Here is a 17,943-nt window from a genome sequence, read left to right as displayed (position 1 = left end):
AAATGGATTTTAGAGTAATTATATCTTCAACGAAGTCATATAAAATTGTGCTAGCAATTGCTATTGCATTTTTATTGATGCTTTCAAGTATTTCTTATCGTCAGATAAACAACTTAGAAAAATCTGCTGATTTAGTATCCACATCATTAATTATTGAAAAGGAAATAAATAATCTTTTTTCAAAATTCAGTTTGGTTGAAGCTGCAGAGTACAGAGCTTTAATTGTAAAAGATTCGATACCTTCTGATACTTATAAAGACTATAAACGAGAAATAGAGATTTCACTTCATAATTTAACCCAACTAACAAAAGAGGTGCCCGAACAGCAACAGTATATTGATTCTACAGTTCAATTTAAAGACAGTTTACATGCTATTGTTACAACGCTTAATAAATATAGGCACCATTTGTTAGAGGCATCAGAGGAAAAAGTAATTGAAGAAGTAAGTGCTTTATCTACGGTTGTTCAACGATTGAAATCATTTAAGTTAGGTATGTCTAAAAAAAGAGAGGCTATATTTAAGGAGCGAATGATTGCCTATAAAACGGAAACCTTTTTTACACCGTTTATCTCTTTGTTATTGGCTTTGTTTTCATTAATTATTTTTTGGCTAGCCTTTAGAAAGATAAATAATTCTCGCAAAAAGTTAGTCAGTGCCCAAGCCTTCGTAGAAAGTATCGTAACCACAAGTAATAATTTGATTACTTATTTCAGACCTCTTAGAGATGACAAAGGAAAAGTAATTGATTTTATTTTTGAATATGCGAGTAACAAAATTGAAGATATTACAGGAACTTCTGCACAAGATATTGTCGGTCAACGATTATCAGAAGCGTATCCTTCTACTTTTACGAATGGAATTTCTGAGATGTATATTAATTGCTTAGAGACTGGAAAATCACAGCAATTAACAAGTCATTATACCTTTAACAACGAAGGGAAGTGGCTTAAAAGTGTGGCTTCAAAATTAGAGGAAGGAGTAAATGTTACTACCATAGATGTTACACAAGAAAAAGAACGAAACGAGGATTTAAGGAACCTGAATACTAGTTTGTTTTTAAAAAATGCCATTTTAAATAATGCAGAGGTTATGGCTAAAATAGGAAGTTTTAGTACCTATTTGGAAAACGGCGAAACTGACATGTCAGATAATTTATATACCATGCTGGGATGTAAGCCCAATGATTTTGAAGCGAGTTTCGAAAAACTCAGCTCCTTTGTACATCCAGAGGATAAAATAAAGTTTGAAAAATCAACTTCTCAGAATTTAAAAGCAAAGGGAATTACGGAAGCTAATTATAGAGTAATCACTAAAAACAGAAAAGTAAAGCACTTTAAATCTGCCACATTAACTATAATGGAACATGGTAAAGAAAAAATGGTAGGTGTGCTTCAAGATGTTACAGAAAGTATAAAAAAAGATAAAAAATTAAAAAAGAGAAATAAAGAATTGAAACGCTCCAATGCCGAATTAGAGTCTTTTAATAGGGTAGTGAGTCATGATTTACAAGAGCCATTGCGTAAAATTCAAATGTTTATCTCTTTACTCTCAGAAACGGAGGGTACTGCGTTTTCAGATAAGAGTCTTACCTATTTTAATAAAATTGACACGTCGGCCAACAGAATGCAAATGCTTATTAAAAATTTATTAAGCTATTCGCGAATTGATAGCACGCATGAAAATTTTGAAAGAATAGACTTGAATAAAAAACTTGAAAAAGTTCAAGATAACCTTTCGGAAAGGCTAAAAGAAACAAATGTAAAAATTGTTAAAAACGAGCTGCCTATCATAAAAGGAATTCCTTTTCAGATGGAACAATTATTTAATAATTTAATTTCTAACGCAATTAAATATAGAAGTAGAACAGGTGTGGCTAAAATTTTAATTGATGCTTCAAAAGTATACAAAGACCAAATCCCTTTTAATTTCTTAAAAACTTCTAATAGTTACTATAAAATTGTAGTTAGTGATAATGGTATTGGCTTTGATCAGGAAAATGCGGATAAAATTTTTGATATTTTTGAACGCCTACATCAAAAAAACGAATATTCAGGCACAGGAATAGGTTTGGCTATTTGTAAAAAAATAGTGGAGAATCATCATGGTTTTATAAATGCTTCTAGCGAACCAAATAAGGGTTCGATTTTCTATATCTATTTGCCCGCTTAAGTTTATTCCTTACTCAGAGTTCACTACTATTTCACTACTAAATATCTTAAAGCATTTCTTTTTTTATTAATTCTTGTGCTCTAAAAAACCATTTTTACAGTGGTTTAACCTCTTTTTTACCCCAAAACATATAATTGTATAACTAAATCCAAAAATACTGTAACGTGTTAAGGGGGTTGTTGACGGATATTTGCCATGTACTATAGAAAGAGTATTTAATTCTTTAATAAAAACAACATGGAACGAGAAAATTTAAATTTAAAACAATTTGCTAGGGTAGGTAAGGTTTTTACAAAACAGATTTCTGAGACTATTGAAGGTAAACTAAATAATGAAAATTTTGTCTTAGTCCCCTTATCGAATTTATTAGATAATTAATGGGTTTAAAATCACAATTTAAGATGTCTAGAATTTTATACGGTATAGCAATTTTATTTTTAGTGGGTTGGGCCATTGGTTTTTTTCTATACGGAATAGGGTTAATAATACATCTTCTATTAGTCGCTGCTGTAATTGCTATCGCTATTAAATTACTTAAAGAAAATTAGTAAATCTAAAAATTAACTTAAAACAACTATCATGAGAACTACACATATAAAATCAACCAAAATTGAAACAATTTTTAATGAACTGCATAAGAATTTTGGAGGTAATTTAGAAACAATTTCAAACGAATACAAACTAGATTTAAATGGGAATTTTGGAAAAGGTACAATAAAAGGAATTTCTTTAAAAAATGGAATATCCTATATAGAATTTGATGTGACATTAACTGATGAAGTTGTAATAAGTATGATGGCAACTAAAAATTTGCCCATTTATTTTACCTATTGCTCAGAAGGAAGCTTAAGCCATAGTTTCGGGGAAAATAAACAATCAATAGCACTTGAAAAATACCAAACGGGTATCTTAACATGTAAGAGGGCAGAAGAAAATATTTTAACCTTTAAAAAAGAGGATCGCACTAAAATATCTTTGATAGTCGTTAACACAACTGCCTCAAAAACTGTTGAAGGTTCTAGTTTAAATCAAAGATTAAGAAATACTTTTTTTGAAGATAGTCAATTAGATAGTTCTGTATTTATTGGTTCTTATAATCTAAAAATTGGAGAAAAAATAAAAGAGCTCAATGCCATTAGACATACAGGTATTGTAAGAAGTTTAATGGTTGAAGGAATTGTTCATTTAATATTGGCGTTAGAAATACAACAACGTAAAGATGATTTAGCTGCCGAAGTAAATCCGACAGGTTGCTTAAGTACTAAAGAAATGGAAAAGATTAAAGAAATTTCAGAGTTTATTACAAATTATCCTGAAAACGATTATACCTTAAAAATGTTAAGTAGAAAGTCAGGTCTTTCTAGTAGTAAGTTGCAAGAAGGGTTTAAACTTTTACATGATAGAACAGTGAGAGACTTTATTATAAATGAAAGAATAAAAAAATCTGAACAATTAATTAGATCAACAGATTTAAATATTTCTGAGGTTGTGTACAGTATTGGGTTTACAAGTAGAAGTTACTTTTCAAAAATATTTAAGCAAAAGTATGATTGTAGTCCTAAATTTTATAAAGACAACCAAAATTCGATAGCTGTAACAGCTTAATATATTCATCACTTTAATTCCAAAAAAAACCGGTCTTCGGAGGCTGGTTTTTTTACTTAAAACTTCTTGCAGATGAACTAATAGTTTAAATATTCAGGAAGTTATAAGTTATATTTCAAATCAATATAATTAACTTAAAACCACTTATTATGAGAAGTTTACTTTGGCTTGTAGCCGTTATTTTAATTGTTATATGGCTTTTAGGAATGTTAGGTATAGTACAAGGAATTGCTACTAGTAACTTACTTCATATTCTATTAGTTATAGCAGTAGTTGTAATTTTATATAATATAATCTCTGGTCGAAGACCGTTAGATTAAAATTATGCATTAAGAAAATTAAAAAACCTCCAATATTTATTATTGGAGGTTTTTATTTGTGTTTTTAAATTTTAGAGAATTTTAAAAATTATCTATCTCTTCTTTTAATTGTTCTTTTGTTTTTCCAGTTTTTTCCTGAATTTTACCCAGCATCTCGTCAAATTTACCTTCTGCATAGGTAAGGTCATTATCGGTTAAATCACCGTATTTTTGTTTTAATTTTCCTTTGGCCTGATTCCACTTGCCTTTTAATTGATCTGTGTTCATAATTTTTCTTTTTTTAACCTGTCAAACGACGGGCAAATTAATACTCTTATAAAATATATACACAAAAATAAAGACATGTCAATGTGAACATTAATCCTAAAAATTAAAGTTTTGACTTAAAAAAATATAAATTTTAAAAATTAGATAGATTCTAAATTTCTTATGTTACCATCGCCCAAAACTCTTCTAACTGTTGCCCAAAAGCTTAAAAGTGCACTAGAGGACTTTTCCGCAAAATCAGAAAACAAAATTAAATTTTCGACAAATTGTTTAACATCATCATCATCATTCGGATTGTGGAATGCCATATTCCATTCTCCAAAATACCTTTTTGCATTATTTTCCCATAACAAGGTCACATCTTGATGCCTTTCATCAGCTTTAATTTTTTCGTATAATTGAAGAACTTCAATTTCTTCTCCTTCAAGAATTTGAACAAACCTACTGTTATGATAAACCAGACAACCTGTGATATTGAGTGTAGAATTATTGGTTTTTGCAACCTCAAGAATGTTGTTTAGATCTGTAAAATTCATTTCAGATTTTGATTTTGAGACGTAAGTTAGTTGAAACATGTAAAGGATTTTTTTACTTTTTTATTAAATACTTTTATTCTTAAATTGAAAAAACATTAAAACTTGACGAATAAAAATTTCTAAATTTAGGGGATTCTTATGGGGTGTAAATATAGTAAAAACAATATTTCATAATTTCATACAGATTCAGGTGAAAAATAGCCATGTTGCTTATAGATTATTTTTTTTTGTTCTTTTCCTTTTTTGCATATTTAAAATCAATGTCATTGTCAATTACATTTTCAAAAGCATGAATCCATCCATTTCTAGAAATATTGGTTATTGTTGTCCATGTTTTTGAATTTACATTGTTCAAATCACCTTCTATAGCTACTTTGGTTGCCAAAGTGTTTTCTTTTTGTTTTTCAACACGAACTTAAAGAATCCAACAAAACCTTCCCATAGAGTATCTAAAAAGCTGTCTTCTTTCCCTATTAATTTAGAATTTTTTAATATAGCTTTAATATATCCTTCCAAAATGCCATCAGCAATTGCAATTTCACTAAAAACATTAAAATTGCCTTCTTTGAAATCAATTCCAGCATAGTGATTCGTAAACTCATTAATAGCAGACGTTGGATTTTCTAATGAAAATGAAATATCCATATCTGGAATTTTCTTAAAAATGTTTATGTCACCATCTAATTTGAAATTTCCTTCTCCAATAGAAATCGCACTTGCGTGTATGTTTGATGGTAGTATTTTTTCTTTTTCTACCACATTTCTTAAATTGGTCCAAGAAAGATTTATCTTACGAAGGTGTAAGTCTATAGTCGCGTCAGCAGTAATTTCAACAAAAGCAACTTTTCCATTGATAACTTCCAAATTATTAATATCTATGGGCACTAAATTGGTTAAATCCTCTGACCAATCATCAAGATCTGATTCATCTTTTTTAGTTTGATCTTCAAAAATATAAATTACATCAGGTGAATTCAGAATAATTTCACTCACTATTTTACCTTTAAGAAGAAATTTCCATTCTATCGAAATATCTGTTTTCTTTAAATTTAGAAATGGTACTTGTGATTCTGAATTCACTCTATTTAAGTACAGTTTGTGTATTACATATGCTCATCGTATTAAAGAAATATCTATATCTTTAACCTGATCATAATTCCCATGAATAGTAGCCAAAACATTGTTTACATATTTTTTACAAAAGAGGGAAGCAATAGCCTTATCATTATAAGAATAGTTATAATTGCAAAAGGAATCATATATTTTTTTTCTAAATTTTATTTTTTTTATTTGGTCGATAATTAAAATTAAATCACGATAACGTTTTGTTATTTTTCTTTTCCAGTTAAGGCATTGATTAATCCATCTTCTACATTAATCCACAAATAATTAAAGAATGATTTATTTGTTTGTCGGTCTACTTTTATAATACCATGTCTGTAACCCTTATTATCAGTCTTTGAGCCATCATTTATAAATAGATTGCCAATAGCCGTCAATAATTTGTTGACGTGATTTTTATTATTTAATATTTTAAACTTAAATTCTTTATACTTTATTTTTAAATCACCTGTTGACTTAATTTTATTACCATTAAATGTGAAGTAAATCTGTTCAATTACTCCTTCTGCTTTGGCATTTAAATTTGATTTAAAAAAATCATTTACCAAGTGGGCATTGAAATCTTTAAATTGCCCTGAAGCCATAAATGTGTCCTTATCATCAGTAACATCAAAGCTAAGGTCTAAATCCATTAAGGCCTCACTCATAAAGTCAGAACTGGCTGAAATAATTGTTGATTCTTTATTATCAATATTTGTTAGATTCTTAAGGGATGCATTAACATTATCAAAAAATATTTCACCTGCTTTATCCGTGTTTTCTACCCGTTCGGAATAACTTATATACCCACGTTTCAGCTCTATATCAGTAATCAAAAATCTAAATGACAAGTCCCTTAACATTTTACTATACAGGCTCTTAACGGAAGATTCATCAGCTATACGTTTATCTCGAAATACTTTTAACTGGGGGTTTATTATGTTGGCCTTCTCCACTGTAATAAATCCTTTTTCTTTATTAAAACTGAAATTCATTGCTAGTAATTCTAAACTTGGAATTTGAAGTTGGATGTGATCGCGTTCAAAAGCTATTTTAGCAGAAAGCTCTTGTTTTGTAAACTTTGGTTTAAAGGATATATTTTGAAGTTTTAAATTACCGCTATCAGCGTTGATAGTCTCTATTTCTAAAAAGTCATAGGCACTTGTATTCATATACATGTGTTTCATACTAAAACTATAGTTTTTGTAATTGAATGGTATTTTTTTCTTTAATATATGGGCGTCTGTGTTAAGTCCAATAAGGCTAGAGCTGATGCTGTCTATGCTTAATATAAGTTCGTTTGACTCATTATTATATACTTTGAATGATCCATTTTTAATGAAATATTTCCAATTTTTATCTTTTTATCGAACTGCTTTTTAGAAGTTGACGTTTCTTTATTTCCCTCTTTTTTTTGAGTTTGATAATGATGTACATCTGGATATTCAAAAATAACGTTATCAATAGAAATTGTTTTATTAAAAATATATTGCCAGAGACTAAAACCAGCAATCTTTAAATGCTTTGCTTTTAAGACTGTAATAGTATTTTTATTCGTATGAGTTAGCTTAAATGAAAGGCTATCTAGCTCAATAGCTCCCTTAAGTATATTCGTATTTATTTGATTGTAATTGAGCTCTAAATTAGGTGGTAATTCAGTTTCAATAGCTCTAATTATCTTATTATTAAATATGTACTGTAGAATAAACAGAATTCCAAAACATAGAACTATTAATAAAGCAAGTATTTTTTTTGATTTATGCATACCTTAAATTGACTGATGTAAAATCTTATAAAATTTCAACCAATTGTGACTGCATTGCATAAATGATTACCTCATATGATTTTTCGATTTTTATTATTAATCATAATAATTATATTGTAGGTATACTTTAAAATTATGAGAAAAATAATACCTAATAGTATTAAAGAAGATGTTGATAAAGCACTATCATTTTATCCAGAATTAGAAAATACATCGATAGCTTTTAAAATTAAAAAAAACATAAAAAAGTCAACCATGCAGGCCCAACCAATATGGGATTTTCTATGGAAATCTAGAAAAAACAGAGCTTATGTTATTTTAATAAGTAGTACATTTAAAATTGAAGGTCAAGAGTTTACTACTTTAGACATTCCGTCTGAAGTTTTTATTGGATGGATTGGTCATGAACTAGGACATATTATGGATTATCAAAGGCGAAGTAAACTGAATTTAATTTTATTCGGAATAAACTATTTAATTTCAACTAAATCAATCAGAAATGCGGAAAGAACGGCAGATACTTTTGCGGTTTCACATGGAATGGCAAGGTATATTTTAGCTACTAAAGACTTTATTCTAAATAATGCGTCCATTGCACATAATTATAAGGCTAGAATTATTAAATATTATCTTTCACCTGAAGAAATAATGGAATTGGTTGAAGAAAGAAAGTAGACAGTCACTATAGAAATGTGAGAAATGAATAGTTGCGAAGCTCAAAGAAGTCAATAAGGTTTTTAAATTCGATTATCTTATTTATTTACAAATTTTTCCCATTTTTCAAATTTTTCTTCTCCCATTACACGCTCCATTTTTACCTGTCCACCTTTCTTTTTATTGTAATCATTCCAATCATGAAAAACGGAAGGTTTAATAAGCTTAACATTCACACCTTTCAATGCTTTTGATCTTGCAACTTTATAATTTTTATTTGCTTCTTTTAAGGCTTTATCTAATGTTTTAGCAATTTTTTCAGCATCTATTTCTATGTTGTCGGCTCCTAGATACCAGCTGTGATAATAATCTCCATCAATTCGTTTCGCCGAAATAGTATATTCTGTAATCTTTATATTAAAGTGATTTTCAAGTTCTTTTACGGCATCATTCATTTTATTCACTGATAATTGTGAACCAACAACATTTAAGAAAAATTTGGTTCTTCCTGTAATTTTGATTTCAGCTCTTTTAACATCTGTAAATTCAATGGTGTCGCCAATTAAATAACGCCATGCTCCAGAAACTGTACTAATTACTAAAACATAATCCTGACCTAATTCAACCTCTGCTAAACTTTTAACTTCTGCGTTGGGTACTAAAGAACCATCTTCCTTAATGTATTCAGGTTTAAAGGGGACAAACTCAAAATAGATGCCGTTATCAGTTACTAATTGCATTGCCGAAGTTTCAGGACGTGCTTGAAAGGCAATAAATCCCTCAGAAGCTAAGTAGGTATCAATTATGGTTATGGGCTTTCCTAATAAGGCATTAAAACTTTTTTCATAAGAATCAAAAGCAACTCCACCAGAGGTATAGACTTGTAAGTTAGGCCAAATGTCATGAATATTATTTACATTATGATAACGTATAACTTCCTGTAACATTAATTCTATCCATGAAGGAATACCACTTAACGCTCCAATATCCCACTTTTTAGCATTGTTGGCTATTTTTTTAACACGTGTATCCCAGTCATCAATTTGTGCAATTTCTTTACCCGGTTTATAATAAGGTCTAAACCAAAAAGGAATGTTACTCGCACTTATGCCACTAATTTCACCTTCTAAATGATTGTTATGTTCTTTTAATTCAGTTGAACTTCCCAACATCATAATTTCCTTTTCAAAAAAATCGGGAGGTAAATCAAAATTTGCTAACGCCAATACTTGATTGATACCAGCTTGTTTAATAGCATCTAGCATATCATTTGTAACAGGAATTCTTTTACTAGTTTTACCTGTAGTACCAGAACTTAAAGCAAAATAATCAGGTGAACCTGGCCAAGTTACATTCTCAAATCCGTCATGCAATTTAGTCCACCATTCTGAATTCATTTTATTGTAATCAAAAAACGGAATATCGTTGGCAAAAGTAGTTGCCATATTTTCTGACTTTAAAATACTATTGAAGTTATATTGTTTGCCAAATTCTGTTTCCTTCGCTTTTTCTAGTAGTTTTTTTAGTACCCTTTTTTGAGCCATGATTGGGTCATTATCTGCAGCTAGTTTGTCCGTTATTTCAACTACTCCTTTTATTATATTTCCTAAAATAGCCATTGTTTTTTTAATTAATAGATTGATAATTTTGTTAATAAACTATCAAATAAATTTTACTTTATTCGCTCTAATGCTTTTCTATTAACCCTGTTTTCTGCAATTTCATTTAGGGTATGATCAGCATTATATTCTTCATTAAGAATTTCTTGTAAATTTTTCGCAACTTTTCTCAAACCTAATTCTTTAGCGTATCTAACAGCTGTTCCATAACCGGAAATTTCATAATGCTCAATACGTTGTGCTTCAGCTATTAATCCGGCATCCATTACTTCATTGTCTTCTACTGCCTTCATAAAGATTTTAGCCTCTTTAATTAGACCTTTCATTGCATGACATTTTGCACCAGATGGAGAAATGTTTAATACCCTGCAAATGGTTTCAAGTTTACTCTTTTGCTCTTTAGTTTCTTTTAAATGATTCTCAAATGCTTTGATTAGTTTCTTATTATTAGCATTTTTAGCCATTTTTGGAAGTACAGAAAGTAATTGCGTCTCAGCACTGTATAAATCTTTTATTTGATGATTGAATAAATCGTTTAACGTTTTCATACCTTTTTATTTTTCATTTAGGTGACTAAAATAAGGTGTATATGAATGAACAATTAACTATAAAAAGTAAAGTATTAACCCATACGATGAAATGGATTTACATCAAAGATTATTTAGGTTTAGAATTAAAAAAGATTTGCTATTATGGATTGATGTTTTATCAATCCAGTTCATATGTTTTTTGAATGTCGAATGCATTTAAAAAGAAGAAAATCATTTGATGCTTAAGTAGTATTAAAGCTTTAATTTTACAGACCAAATGAAATTCAACAATAACAAACGATACAACGATTACTCGTCCTATATCAAACGGACATTTTATGAACGTGTTCAAAAAATTTCGTTAGATACAGGTTTTACCTGTCCAAATAGAGATGGCACCAAAGGAGTAGGAGGGTGTACCTATTGTAATAATAGTACCTTTAATCCTTATTATTGTAAACCCAACAAGAGCATTACCCAACAGTTAGAGGAGGGCATTGCATTCTTCTCCAAAAAATATAAAACACAGCAGTATTTAGCCTATTTTCAAGCCTATACCAATACTTACGCAGACATCAATTTGGTGAAGCAATTGTATTACGAGGCCATCAATCATCCTAAAGTAATAGGCTTGGTTATTGGGACACGACCAGATTGTATTAATGCCGATTTAATTGATTTTTTATCTGATTTAGCAAAAGATAACTATATTTCTTTAGAGTTTGGAGTAGAAAGTACGTTGGAAAGAACCCTTAAAGATGTAAATCGATGTCACACTTATAAAGAAACGGTTGATGCCTATGAACTCGCTAAAAACAGAGGCTTGCATTTAGGTGCTCATATGATTATAGGCTTGCCTGGAGAAAGTAAAGCAGATATTTTAAACCACGCCAGCCAATTATCCAAACTGCCCATAAACAGCTTAAAATTGCATCAATTACAAGTAGTCAAACATACCATGATGGCAAAACAGTTTAAGGACAATCCAGAACAGTTTAGTTTATTTACGGTAGAAGACTATGTAGATTTTGTAACCGACTTTGTTGCCTTATTACGACCAGATATTATTATAGAACGCTTTATTAGCGAATCGCCAAGCCATTTATTAATTGCACCAAAATGGAATTTAAAGAATTTTGAAATCGTTGCAAAAATTGATAAAAAATTAGTCGAAAAAGACCTTTGGCAAGGAAAAAGTATTGAACCATCATTACAATCTTAAAACTGTAATACCTACTTGGTTTCGTCATTGCGTATGGAGTGAAGTAATTTATCTCTTTGAAACTTATTTTTTGTTAAGAACTCTAATTAATAATATTACTCCTCACGACTATTCGTGGTACTTAATTAGATTTTATATAGTGAAATTCAGTTAATAATATAATCAATAAGGATTACTCCTCGTACCTCGTCGTGATCCTGTAATGGGGTTGTTGCTCATCAAAAGCCTAAAAAAAGGTATTTGTATTTTAAAAATTTCATATGAAACGGGATTACTCCTCGTACCTCGTCGTGATTGTTAATTGGCGTCTATATGGTAAATTCAGGTAATATTTAAATCAAAAGGATTACTCCTCGTTCCTCGTCGTGATCCTGTAATGAAGTTGTTGTTCATTAAAAGCCTAAAAAAAGGTATTGGTATTTTTAAAATTTTCATATGAAACTAGATTACTCTTCGTACCTCGTCGTGATCCTGTATTGGGGTGTATAAAGAAAGATATTAAATTTTTAGATAGTGGAGATTAACAGGATTACGCCTCGTTCCTCGTCGTGATCCTGTAATGGGGTGTATAAAGAAAGATATTAAATTTTTAGATAGTGGAGATTAACAGGATTACTCCTCGTTCCTCGTCGTGGTATTTAATTAGCGTTTATATAGTGAAATTCAGTTAATAATATAATAAATAAGGATTACGCCTCGTTCCTCGTCGTGATCCTGTAATGGAGTTTATAAAAAGAAAGATATTAATTGGGAGTTAACAGGATTACTCCTCATACCTCGTTGTGGTATTTAATTAGCGTTTATATAGTGAAATTCAGTTAATAATATAATAAATAAGGATTACGCCTCGTTCCTCGTCGTGATCCTGTAATGGGGTTTATAAAAAGAAAGATATTAATTGGGAGTTAACAGGATTACTCCTCATACCTCGTTGTGGTATTTAATTAGCGTTTATATAGTGAAATTCAGTTAATAATATAATAAATAAGGATTACGCCTCGTTCCTCGTCGTGATCCTGTAATGGGGTTTATAAAAAGAAAGATATTAATTGGGAGTTAACAGGATTACTCCTCATACCTCGTTGTGGTATTTAATTAGCGTTTATATAGTGAAATTCAGTTAATAATATAATAAATAAGGATTACGCCTCGTTCCTCGTCGTGATCCTGCAATGGAGTTGTTGCTCATCAAAAGCCTAAAATGGCGATGCCATTTTAACGTCTTTTTTTATTTGTTTACTTATGCTCATCTACGATGGCAATGTAAACAAATAAAAAAAGCCTAAAGAATCAAAGATTCTTTAGGCTTTTAATGGTCGGGGTGGCAGGCTTATTTCAAAACCTATAACACCCTGTATATCAAATTTTTAAAACACTTTTAACTGTATGTGTTCACCGAATTGCACACTAAAGTTAAAAAGAACTATTTAAAAACAAATAATATTTGTCATTACAAATACAAAGATACAATTTATATTAAATAGCCATCAATTTAATTAGAATTAATGGACTTGAATGTATTAACAGGTTTAAGTATCGAAATACCCTTTAGACTCAAAAATTCGCTCCGCCATTATGCATTTTAATACTCAATTCCATTTTTTTTCTTATTCATTTAAAAACTACCTAAAATCAAATTCCATTTTTAAATTTTCCATAACATTAAAAACAATTGGACAAATTCGATAATTTACTAACATGCTCAAAGTCCTCGAGTTAAAATGTTTTTTATTAATATGAGGATAAGATTTGCAATCGATTGGTCTATATTCGTAAATAGAGCATTTTTTATCTGATAAATATTTACAAGGCGTATTTTTTAAGTATTTAATGTTCTCCAAGTCATCTCGTTCTATAAAATTCTCTATATAAAATTCTCGCGATACTTTATCAATTTTTGTCAAGGTTTCAATTTCATTATTCGTTACACACGGTCTCAGAGTTTTACAACAATTTCCACATTTTGTACAATCAATTCGGCTTTCTATTTCTTCATTTAATCTATGGACAATACCATCAACTTTTGTACTATCTTGTCCTTTAAGAAAAGTTCGAAATCTTAGATTTTCATTTCCCTTCAGATCCCCTATTTGCTCAATTTTTTCAATATTTAATTCTAGCGGTATCATTTTGATAGATTTATTTTTGTTCTAACTTTTAATAAGCAATTTTAAATTCTTTCATTTTTTAATCTTGCTTTCTATTTTATTCTCAACTATGATTCTTCTTCTGTTTTTTCATAATTCACTATTTCCACCATTTTATCTAAGTATTTTTGATACAAGCTTTCTTTCAGGTCATTCGGTTCTATATATTCTAATTTGCTACTCATATAGTGAGCTAATTGTATTATTTCCATATTTATGAAAACCTTACAATATTCTTCAAAAGCCCCTTCAACTTTGGTCATAATTAGAGCCTCCGCAAGATTTAATCTAATTGATGGTTCCCAAGTTTCAGAATACCCCAATAATGTTTCAATTGCATTGCTATTAAGGTTATCCAAATAACCTCGAAGTTTTTCATATCCCTCATATTCCCACCATTCTATATCATCATCATGAAAATATAATAGGTCATATATATAATCGAAAGTTTGTTTTTTCATAATGGCCCGTCTTGAACACAATAGCCATGAATAGTACTGAGGCAAGGAAAACTTTTCGTTTTCGACTAAGCACGTAGCAAAAGCTTTTTGTTTTGTTTTATTTTTTTAATTAAAGCTAAATCTGAAAAATATTTCGGATGCATAAATATACGGAAAGCCTCGAATTATAGTTTTATTGAATACAGTTTTTATTTCATCAACAGTCTTTTCATTTCTTTTATTGAATCAGTATAGTCAGACATTCTGTGCCCTTTTCCGATATGAATCGGACTAGTATTCAATCGATTTGTCAAGTCCTTAATTGGCATATTTTCTAAACTCCCAAATTCGTCTTTCCACCATTCCAAGTCTCGAATTCGATGGTTTTGAAAGCCCATTGTTTTCCTATCATTATCGGTTGGTAGAAATTCGAGTTCGCCAATTATTTCGTTTAGATTTTCAAAATCCGTTATTATTCCGTCATAAACTAATTGTCCATAAAACGCATTTTTAAATATTTCTTCAATATTTTTTAATTCCGTAGTCTTGATGCCAGTTAGTATGACTAGATATTGAGTTTTTGCATTGGAAATCAGCCAACATTTTTTTCGATCAACATAAAAGACGGTCGCATTCCATTTTCCTAGAATTCCACATTCTCTCTTTGAGTTGGTTTGAATTAATTTTTTAACCAATTTTTCTAGCTTTTTTGATGTATGGATTGGAGTTCTCATTTTTATGTTTAACAACGTGTTTCTTTAGTTTGCAGTTTGTTTTAAGTATTAAAATAGTAAACTTTTACGAACCTGTGAATATTCCGAAGGAATATTCACAAGTAGAGAAGAAAACAGCAATTAAATATACACGGCTTAAGTTTGTAATTCATTAAATTAGATACATAAATAGAAAGAACAAAAGAGAGGAATAAGATTATTATACACGCAGAAGCAAAGACTTCGTCAACATTGAAAATCCCCTCTCTTTTCTACACAGATTTCGTACAGTTCTATGAGGCTTTAAGACCTCGATTTTAAGTCGTTGAAACTCGCGTAGTATGTCCTTTCAAAAAACATTTTTATTATGAATAAAGATATTAAATATTTTGGACTTGATATCAGTCATTTAGTTTTTGATGTTACCGATTCTGATGGTAATTACTATCAGTTTAAAAACAATGAATTTGGCTTTAAAAAGTTCACAAAATTATTAAATGATAATAGTCATTGTGTTATGGAAGCAACAGGTTATTACCATTATCAATTAGCGTATCATTTGCTAGAATCTGGTATAAAAGTATCTGTAGAAAACCCTTTATCGGTAAAACGATTTATACAGATGAAGCTGTCTAAAATCAAGACAGACAAAAGTGATTCAAAACTTATATGTGATTATGCTCAGCAGGTTGAATTAAAGCTATGGCAAGGCAATTCTAAGGTTGAAATGGAATGTCTTCAAATTACGAGAGCCTTAGCAATATATACAAAACAAAGCACTATGCTAAAAAACAAGTTGCATGGAGAGGCTGTTTTAGGAGAGCCAAGCAAGGCTGTTGTAAGATCAATAAAACGTAGTTTAAAACAAGTTGTGAATGAGATAAAAACTTTAGAGGTTAAATTGTTGGTTTTGGTAAAACAAGTACATCAAGATTTATTAATTCGATTAAAAACTATACCAGGAATTGGTCCTAAAACGGCCATTATGTTAATTGTTTTAACAGGTGGATTTGATCGCTTTACAAGTGCAAGTGAATTGTGTAGTTACGCTGGTTTAACACCTGTAATTAGGCAAAGTGGAAGTAGTGTAAAAGGACGACCTCGAATTAGTAAAATAGGGAATCAGAAGCTGAGAAATTTATTGTTTATGTGCAGTTTTAATGCTTGTAAATGTAACAAGGCTTGTAGAGATCTTTATGAGCGAATAGTTGCCAAAGGAAAGAGTAAGAAACTAGCATTAATAGCTGTATGTAATAAACTATTAAAACAGGCTTTTGCCATTGCTAAATCAGGATTAATATATGATGATGCTTATAGAAGTACTTTCGTGAAAAATTAATGAAGTTTTACTTGTTTTTTACCACAGTACTTTGTTGTAAACTGGCATTGTTAAATTGTTACAAAATTTCTAAAGTTACTTCTATCAACTATTTCTTCTTTTGCATTATATTCATTTACAAATGTTTTAGGTAATCTCAGTTTTTTCTTTGCATTCCACTTAAATTCAAACCCTGTTATAATTCCATTGTTTTCCTCAACTAAATCGACTTCTTGTTGCTGCTTGGTTCTCCAAAAATACATTTTTGTATACGTGTTTTTGTATGTGTTTTGCTTATATCTTTCTGATATTAAAAAATTCTCCCACAATGCACCTGTATCTTGCCTAAGATTTAATGAATTGAAGTTTCCTAAAACCATATTTCTAACACCATTATCATAGAAATAAATTTTCTTATTCTTTTTTATTTCATTTCTTAAATTTCTGCTAAAACTGTCTAATTTAAATACTACATATCCTTTTTGTAAAATGTTAATGTAATTTGAAATAGTATTTTTATCTACTCCAACAGTTTGAGCAAGTTCGTTGTAGTTCACTTCACTTCCTATTTGTAATGCTAATGCTTGGACAAGTTTTTCTAAAACTTCAGGTTTTCTAATATTTGAATAAGCTAATATATCTCTGTATAAATAACTATTTACTAATTGTTTAAGAATTTCTTTTTCCTCACCAGGATTGTTTAATACATCAGGATAGAATCCATATAACATTCGATTTTCGATTTGCTGTTCTGAAACAAGATATCCGTGTTTATTTTCAAGCTCTTCCCAGCTTATTGGAAATAATTCGTATTCCCATTTTCGACCCGTTAATGGTTCATTAAGTTCTCTAGATAAATCAAAGGATGATGATCCACTTACAAATAGTTGAACATCTTTAAATTGATCTGTTATTATTTTGAGTGTTATTCCAATTCCTGATATTCTCTGTGCTTCATCTATGAATATAATTTTATTAGAACCTATGATGCTTTTAATTTGTTCTGTGTTAGGATTATTTAAGATACTCCTAACAGTTGGATCATCAGCATCTAAGAAAAGATGTTTTTGATTGTCAATTAATTTCCTTATTAAAGTTGTCTTTCCTACTTGTCTAGGACCAATTAGAATAATAGCTTTCCCTTTACCTATTTTTGATTCAATTTTATTTGATAATATCCTTTCATACATAACTTGAAGATTTGTTCAAATATATGAATTATAAAATCATATTCACTAATGGTTATGTTTTTTAGTGAATTAAAATTATGTTTAGTGGTTTTTTTGCTTGTTTACAACGGTTGGGCTATGGTTTTCGTTGCGGAATCGTCCGCGAGGACTATTCCGATATTACCAAGCCTTCATTGCAAGATAGGAATTTCCGGAGGAAAATTCCGCCGCAATGAATTATAGCCCTTGTGTGTGCCCAGCATGGGCATCTTTTCCTTACGAAAGTAAGGAATTAATCTAGAGGGTGCAAGTCCCTTATGGGCATGGGTAACGCCCTGAACCATTAGTAAGCTGCAAGGTTGCTAA

Annotated in this window: 21 protein-coding genes; 9 read left to right on the top strand and 12 right to left on the bottom strand. The window is 29.9% G+C overall.

The window, feature by feature from the left end:
• Positions 1–2: 2 nt before the first annotated feature.
• The 5 genes from D3P13_RS10925 to D3P13_RS10910 all read left to right on the top strand — a co-directional run bounded on the left by D3P13_RS10925 (position 3) and on the right by D3P13_RS10910 (position 4,096).
• On the top strand, positions 3–2,171 hold the full coding sequence (locus D3P13_RS10925) for an ATP-binding protein (protein WP_117882310.1): 2,169 nt from the start codon (positions 3–5) through the stop codon (positions 2,169–2,171).
• Between the two features lie 237 nt (positions 2,172–2,408).
• Positions 2,409–2,549: a hypothetical protein gene (locus D3P13_RS21935; RefSeq protein ID WP_157972896.1), complete on the top strand. Its 141-nt coding sequence runs from the start codon at positions 2,409–2,411 to the stop codon at positions 2,547–2,549.
• A gap of 23 nt (positions 2,550–2,572) precedes the next feature.
• Positions 2,573–2,719 (top strand): lmo0937 family membrane protein, encoded by a 147-nt coding sequence (locus D3P13_RS10920; protein ID WP_117882806.1) that lies wholly within the window; start codon positions 2,573–2,575, stop codon positions 2,717–2,719.
• A 31-nt stretch (positions 2,720–2,750) separates the two neighbouring features.
• Entirely contained in the window at positions 2,751–3,776 is a 1,026-nt protein-coding gene (locus tag D3P13_RS10915; protein ID WP_117882308.1) for a helix-turn-helix domain-containing protein, read from the top strand.
• Positions 3,777–3,925: 149 nt separating this feature from the next.
• Positions 3,926–4,096 carry a lmo0937 family membrane protein gene (locus D3P13_RS10910; protein WP_117882306.1) on the top strand — a complete coding sequence of 57 codons (171 nt, stop codon included), beginning with the start codon at positions 3,926–3,928 and terminating at the stop codon, positions 4,094–4,096.
• An 81-nt stretch (positions 4,097–4,177) separates the two neighbouring features.
• Here D3P13_RS10910 and D3P13_RS10905 read toward each other — a convergent pair whose 3' ends face one another.
• The 6 genes from D3P13_RS10905 to D3P13_RS10885 form a co-directional block, all read right to left on the bottom strand.
• Complete coding sequence (locus D3P13_RS10905; protein WP_117882304.1) at positions 4,178–4,363, bottom strand: CsbD family protein; 186 nt, start codon at positions 4,361–4,363, stop codon at positions 4,178–4,180.
• A gap of 140 nt (positions 4,364–4,503) precedes the next feature.
• Positions 4,504–4,938, bottom strand: coding sequence for a BLUF domain-containing protein (locus tag D3P13_RS10900; RefSeq protein ID WP_117882302.1), 435 nt, complete (start codon positions 4,936–4,938; stop codon positions 4,504–4,506).
• Positions 4,939–5,116: 178 nt separating this feature from the next.
• The gene (locus D3P13_RS22215; protein WP_232829173.1) at positions 5,117–5,284 is read right to left on the bottom strand and encodes a hypothetical protein; all 168 of its coding nucleotides are present in this window, start codon (positions 5,282–5,284) and stop codon (positions 5,117–5,119) included.
• Positions 5,269–5,979 (bottom strand): DUF748 domain-containing protein, encoded by a 711-nt coding sequence (locus tag D3P13_RS10895; RefSeq protein WP_232829172.1) that lies wholly within the window; start codon positions 5,977–5,979, stop codon positions 5,269–5,271. Before D3P13_RS10895 ends, D3P13_RS22215 begins: the two co-directional genes overlap by 16 nt.
• Positions 5,980–6,227: 248 nt before the next feature.
• Positions 6,228–7,172 carry a hypothetical protein gene (locus D3P13_RS10890; RefSeq protein ID WP_117882300.1) on the bottom strand — a complete coding sequence of 315 codons (945 nt, stop codon included), beginning with the start codon at positions 7,170–7,172 and terminating at the stop codon, positions 6,228–6,230.
• Positions 7,173–7,285: 113 nt separating this feature from the next.
• Positions 7,286–7,765: a hypothetical protein gene (locus tag D3P13_RS10885; protein ID WP_117882298.1), complete on the bottom strand. Its 480-nt coding sequence runs from the start codon at positions 7,763–7,765 to the stop codon at positions 7,286–7,288.
• Positions 7,766–7,900: 135 nt separating this feature from the next.
• On the opposite strand from D3P13_RS10885, the gene D3P13_RS10880 reads away from it, so the two are divergent.
• Entirely contained in the window at positions 7,901–8,440 is a 540-nt protein-coding gene (locus D3P13_RS10880; protein ID WP_117882296.1) for a hypothetical protein, read from the top strand.
• A gap of 77 nt (positions 8,441–8,517) precedes the next feature.
• Here D3P13_RS10880 and D3P13_RS10875 read toward each other — a convergent pair whose 3' ends face one another.
• Together D3P13_RS10875 and D3P13_RS10870 are read right to left on the bottom strand one after the other, a co-directional pair.
• Positions 8,518–10,038, bottom strand: a complete 1,521-nt coding sequence (locus D3P13_RS10875; protein WP_117882294.1) for a GH3 family domain-containing protein — start codon at positions 10,036–10,038, stop codon at positions 8,518–8,520.
• A 53-nt stretch (positions 10,039–10,091) separates the two neighbouring features.
• Positions 10,092–10,586: a YciE/YciF ferroxidase family protein gene (locus tag D3P13_RS10870; RefSeq protein ID WP_117882292.1), complete on the bottom strand. Its 495-nt coding sequence runs from the start codon at positions 10,584–10,586 to the stop codon at positions 10,092–10,094.
• A 41-nt stretch (positions 10,587–10,627) separates the two neighbouring features.
• Here D3P13_RS10870 and D3P13_RS21930 point away from each other — a divergent pair, with 41 nt between their 5' ends.
• A complete protein-coding gene (locus D3P13_RS21930) occupies positions 10,628–10,771 on the top strand; it encodes a hypothetical protein (protein WP_157972895.1) in 144 nt (47 codons plus the stop codon).
• Positions 10,772–10,845: 74 nt separating this feature from the next.
• Positions 10,846–11,790, top strand: coding sequence for a TIGR01212 family radical SAM protein (locus tag D3P13_RS10865; protein ID WP_117882290.1), 945 nt, complete (start codon positions 10,846–10,848; stop codon positions 11,788–11,790).
• Between the two features lie 1,622 nt (positions 11,791–13,412).
• On the opposite strand, the gene D3P13_RS10860 is transcribed toward D3P13_RS10865, so the two are convergent.
• From D3P13_RS10860 to D3P13_RS10850, 3 genes are all read right to left on the bottom strand, one after another.
• Positions 13,413–13,919 (bottom strand): YkgJ family cysteine cluster protein, encoded by a 507-nt coding sequence (locus tag D3P13_RS10860; RefSeq protein WP_117882288.1) that lies wholly within the window; start codon positions 13,917–13,919, stop codon positions 13,413–13,415.
• An 86-nt stretch (positions 13,920–14,005) separates the two neighbouring features.
• Positions 14,006–14,398, bottom strand: a complete 393-nt coding sequence (locus D3P13_RS10855) for a hypothetical protein (protein ID WP_117882286.1) — start codon at positions 14,396–14,398, stop codon at positions 14,006–14,008.
• A 188-nt stretch (positions 14,399–14,586) separates the two neighbouring features.
• Complete coding sequence (locus tag D3P13_RS10850) at positions 14,587–15,111, bottom strand: DUF6933 domain-containing protein (protein ID WP_117882284.1); 525 nt, start codon at positions 15,109–15,111, stop codon at positions 14,587–14,589.
• 346 nt (positions 15,112–15,457) lie between these two features.
• Between D3P13_RS10850 and D3P13_RS10845 the strand changes: the two genes are divergently transcribed.
• Positions 15,458–16,429: an IS110 family RNA-guided transposase gene (locus D3P13_RS10845; RefSeq protein ID WP_117882282.1), complete on the top strand. Its 972-nt coding sequence runs from the start codon at positions 15,458–15,460 to the stop codon at positions 16,427–16,429.
• Positions 16,430–16,479: 50 nt separating this feature from the next.
• Here D3P13_RS10845 and D3P13_RS10840 read toward each other — a convergent pair whose 3' ends face one another.
• Positions 16,480–17,598 carry an ATP-binding protein gene (locus tag D3P13_RS10840; RefSeq protein WP_117882280.1) on the bottom strand — a complete coding sequence of 373 codons (1,119 nt, stop codon included), beginning with the start codon at positions 17,596–17,598 and terminating at the stop codon, positions 16,480–16,482.
• Positions 17,599–17,943: the final 345 nt, after the last annotated feature.

The organism is Aureibaculum luteum (genome assembly GCF_003449015.1).
GTDB classification, from domain to species: domain Bacteria; phylum Bacteroidota; class Bacteroidia; order Flavobacteriales; family Flavobacteriaceae; genus Aureibaculum; species Aureibaculum luteum.
Note: the sequence above shows the minus strand (reverse complement) of the source record. Positions and strands in the feature narration are given on the sequence as shown.

What these genes read in the sequence shown, in the direction of transcription:
- D3P13_RS10900 (WP_117882302.1), bottom strand. Translation starts at nt 4,938, where the DNA reads ATGTTTCAACTAACTTACGTCTCAAAATCAAAATCTGAAATGAATTTT.
- D3P13_RS10885 (WP_117882298.1), bottom strand. Translation starts at nt 7,765, where the DNA reads ATGCATAAATCAAAAAAAATACTTGCTTTATTAATAGTTCTATGTTTT.
- D3P13_RS10920 (WP_117882806.1), top strand. Translation starts at nt 2,573, where the DNA reads ATGTCTAGAATTTTATACGGTATAGCAATTTTATTTTTAGTGGGTTGG.
- D3P13_RS10845 (WP_117882282.1), top strand. Translation starts at nt 15,458, where the DNA reads ATGAATAAAGATATTAAATATTTTGGACTTGATATCAGTCATTTAGTT.
- D3P13_RS10870 (WP_117882292.1), bottom strand. Translation starts at nt 10,586, where the DNA reads ATGAAAACGTTAAACGATTTATTCAATCATCAAATAAAAGATTTATAC.
- D3P13_RS21930 (WP_157972895.1), top strand. Translation starts at nt 10,628, where the DNA reads ATGAATGAACAATTAACTATAAAAAGTAAAGTATTAACCCATACGATG.
- D3P13_RS10915 (WP_117882308.1), top strand. Translation starts at nt 2,751, where the DNA reads ATGAGAACTACACATATAAAATCAACCAAAATTGAAACAATTTTTAAT.
- D3P13_RS10890 (WP_117882300.1), bottom strand. Translation starts at nt 7,172, where the DNA reads ATGAATACAAGTGCCTATGACTTTTTAGAAATAGAGACTATCAACGCT.
- D3P13_RS10905 (WP_117882304.1), bottom strand. Translation starts at nt 4,363, where the DNA reads ATGAACACAGATCAATTAAAAGGCAAGTGGAATCAGGCCAAAGGAAAA.
- D3P13_RS10880 (WP_117882296.1), top strand. Translation starts at nt 7,901, where the DNA reads ATGAGAAAAATAATACCTAATAGTATTAAAGAAGATGTTGATAAAGCA.
- D3P13_RS10910 (WP_117882306.1), top strand. Translation starts at nt 3,926, where the DNA reads ATGAGAAGTTTACTTTGGCTTGTAGCCGTTATTTTAATTGTTATATGG.
- D3P13_RS10875 (WP_117882294.1), bottom strand. Translation starts at nt 10,038, where the DNA reads ATGGCTATTTTAGGAAATATAATAAAAGGAGTAGTTGAAATAACGGAC.
- D3P13_RS10925 (WP_117882310.1), top strand. Translation starts at nt 3, where the DNA reads ATGGATTTTAGAGTAATTATATCTTCAACGAAGTCATATAAAATTGTG.
- D3P13_RS10850 (WP_117882284.1), bottom strand. Translation starts at nt 15,111, where the DNA reads ATGAGAACTCCAATCCATACATCAAAAAAGCTAGAAAAATTGGTTAAA.
- D3P13_RS10840 (WP_117882280.1), bottom strand. Translation starts at nt 17,598, where the DNA reads ATGTATGAAAGGATATTATCAAATAAAATTGAATCAAAAATAGGTAAA.
- D3P13_RS10865 (WP_117882290.1), top strand. Translation starts at nt 10,846, where the DNA reads ATGAAATTCAACAATAACAAACGATACAACGATTACTCGTCCTATATC.
- D3P13_RS10855 (WP_117882286.1), bottom strand. Translation starts at nt 14,398, where the DNA reads ATGAAAAAACAAACTTTCGATTATATATATGACCTATTATATTTTCAT.
- D3P13_RS10860 (WP_117882288.1), bottom strand. Translation starts at nt 13,919, where the DNA reads ATGATACCGCTAGAATTAAATATTGAAAAAATTGAGCAAATAGGGGAT.
- D3P13_RS21935 (WP_157972896.1), top strand. Translation starts at nt 2,409, where the DNA reads ATGGAACGAGAAAATTTAAATTTAAAACAATTTGCTAGGGTAGGTAAG.